Source organism: Streptomyces calidiresistens, assembly GCF_014141525.1.
GTDB classification, from domain to species: Bacteria; Actinomycetota; Actinomycetes; order Streptomycetales; family Streptomycetaceae; genus Streptomyces; species Streptomyces calidiresistens.
In genome coordinates this window covers 1-2,511 of record NZ_VKHS01000775.1, presented here as the reverse complement: position 1 = coordinate 2,511, position 2,511 = coordinate 1, and the positions used below count along the sequence as shown (strand labels likewise).

The following is a 2,511-nucleotide window of genomic DNA, read 5'->3' as shown; positions in this document are numbered from 1 at the left end:
GCGGGGAACCGGGTGGATTCGGCGGGGGGATCGGCGGACCCCCCGGTGAGTTCGTCCCACCGCCCCGGCGGACATCCCGGTGGTTGCGTCGCCTGGTGCCGCCGGCGATCATCTCGGTGGCAGCCCTGATCATCGCGGCACTGGTGTGGGTGCCACCGAGGGTGGCCTGCGGCGGTCCGGGCTCCGGACTGGTGCGGGAGGGCGGTGAGTGCGTGGGGGTGACCTACGGCAGCCCCGCCCTCCTGCCCTCCGGGGCCGAGGAATGGCACGAGGATTTCCGTGCCGTCCAGGACGCCATCCGGGAGGAGAACGACCGGGTGGTGGCGGCCGGTGGCCGGCACGTGACGATCGGGTTGATCTCCACCCTCACCCCGGACGAGGACGGCCCCCTGTCACCGGAGCGGGTCCTGCGTTCCCTCCAGGGCGCCCACGCGGCCCGGATGCGTGCCAATCACAGCCGGGACATGGGCGACCCCACGCCTCTCATCCGACTGGCGCTGGCGAACGCCGGGGCGAGGCAGGACCGGTGGGAAACGGCGGTGCGGCGGTTGAAGGAGATGGCCCGGGGCGAGGAGCGCCTGGTGGCGGTGGTGGGCTGGGCCGTGAGCACCGAGGACACCGAGCGCGCGGCGATGGAGTTGTCGGAGGCGGGGATCCCGATGGTGGCCTCGGTGGCCAGTGGGGACGGGCTGCGCCACGACCGTGTCCCGGGGTTGGTGCGGGTGACGCCGAGCAATACGGATTTCGTCGCGGCGCTGGCCGAGCACCTGCGCAACGAGGGCGACGGCGGGGAGGCCCCGCCGCGCACGGCGATGCTGGTGTACGACGTGAACGAGCCGGACCTGCACGTCTCCACGTTGACCGCCGCCATGCGTCGCCGGTTCGCCGAGGAGCTGGCGGGGCGCCCGGAGCAGCCGTTCACCGGTACCCGGGTGACCTCCGACGCCTCGGTGGCGCTCTTCGACCCCATCGTGCGCAACATCTGCCAGAGCCGTGTGGACACGGTGCTGTTCTCCGGGCGGACGGGGGATCTGGAGGGCTTCCTGGACGCGCTGGTGCGCCGTACCTGTGCGGACGAGTCGCTGTCGGTGCTGTTCGTGGAGACGGGACCGGTGGTGCCCGCCGAACGGGAGGCGGAGCTGCGACGGGCGCAATTGACCGTGGTGCACGCCTCGGCCAGTGATCCGCGCTGGTCGGCGGACCGGGATGCCGATCCGGGCGCGGAGTGGACCCCGGAGGGGTTCGCCGGTTTCCGGGACGCCCTGGCGGAGGTGCTGCCGGAGGGTGGTGACGTGACGGCCGCGCTGCCGGACGGCTACGCGCTGGCTCATCACGATGCGGTGATGGTCGCGGTGGAGGCGATCCGGGTGAGGAACGCGGCGGGTCCGGACCGTTTGCCCGATCCTTCGGAGGTTCGCTCGGAGCTGTTCAAACTGAACACGGCGAACGCCGTGCGGGCCGCCGGGGGCACCTTGTCGTTCACCACCTCGCGGGCGGGGGACCCGGGCGACAAACCGATCCCGGTGATCGAGGTGCCCGCCCCCGAGGGGGGCGACGCGCCGGCGCGTCGGCCGTACACCACTCCGGAGTTGTGAGCGGCCCCGGGTGCGGGACGGGGTGCCCGTTCCGCACCCGGGACGGCGGAAACCTCAGGGTCGGGGCGCCAGGAGTTCGGCCCAGCGCCGGAGGATCGGCTCCTCTGCGAGGTCGGGGAAGGCGAGGTCCACGCCGTACTCGGCGCGCCAGCGCTCCAGCAGACTCATCAGCCGGATGGAGTCCAGGCCGTGGTCGGCGAGGTCCTCGTCCACGGGCAGGTCGGCGGGGTCCTCGCCGAGAAGGTCTGCGACGTCGGCGCGCAGCCGCTCGACGACGGGGAGGGACGGGACGGCGTTCCCCTCCCCCGGGCCCCCGCCCAGGGCGCGCACCAGGCTCTCGGTGTCGGTGACCACGGCACAGCGCCCGGCGGCCCAGGCCAGGGCGCCCAGGTGTTCGGCCTCGGAGAAGTCGGCGACCGCGTCGGCGACGACGAAGGCCCGCAGGTCGCGCATCCACGCCTCGCAGGCGGTGACCTGCACGCCGATGTGGGCGTAGACGCCGGTGACGATCAGTTCGTCACGGCCCAGCTCGCGCAGGCGGGCGTCGAGGTCGGTGCGGGTGAAGGCACCGTACTTCCACTTGGTCACCACGGTGTCCTCCGGGCCGGGGGCCACCGCGTCCGCGATGGCGGCGGCACGCGGGTCGTCGGGGATGCCGGGGCCCCAGAAGTCCTGTTGCAGGCCGCGCTGTTCGGGGGTCTGGCCGCCGGGCTGGGCGGTGTAGAGGACGGGGATGCCCGCCTCGGCGCAGACCGCGCGCAGGCGGCCGATGTGGCGGAGCATCTCCGGGATCGGCGGGGCGTCGGTGGTGAAGGCGGACAGGAAGTGGTTCTGCAGGTCGTGGACGAGCAGCACGGCCCGCCGGGGGTCGGGGGTCCACTCCACGCGGTTGGCGGGCAGGGCGTCGGGGCCGGGC

General features: G+C 73.6%; 2 protein-coding genes and 1 pseudogene. 1 reads left to right on the top strand and 2 read right to left on the bottom strand.

The features are described 5' to 3' along the window. Positions 1-1,595: ABC transporter substrate-binding protein (locus FOE67_RS22605; protein ID WP_228474180.1), on the top strand; the 1,595-nt coding region annotated here is incomplete at its 5' end. A 54-nt stretch (positions 1,596-1,649) separates the two neighbouring features. Here the strand turns inward: FOE67_RS22605 and FOE67_RS30505 are convergent. After that, the gene (locus FOE67_RS30505) at positions 1,650-1,808 is read right to left on the bottom strand and encodes a phosphopantetheine-binding protein (RefSeq protein WP_323385315.1); all 159 of its coding nucleotides are present in this window, start codon (positions 1,806-1,808) and stop codon (positions 1,650-1,652) included. A gap of 117 nt (positions 1,809-1,925) precedes the next feature. After that, positions 1,926-2,511, bottom strand: a pseudogene (locus FOE67_RS22600) (isochorismatase family protein); the annotation flags it as partial.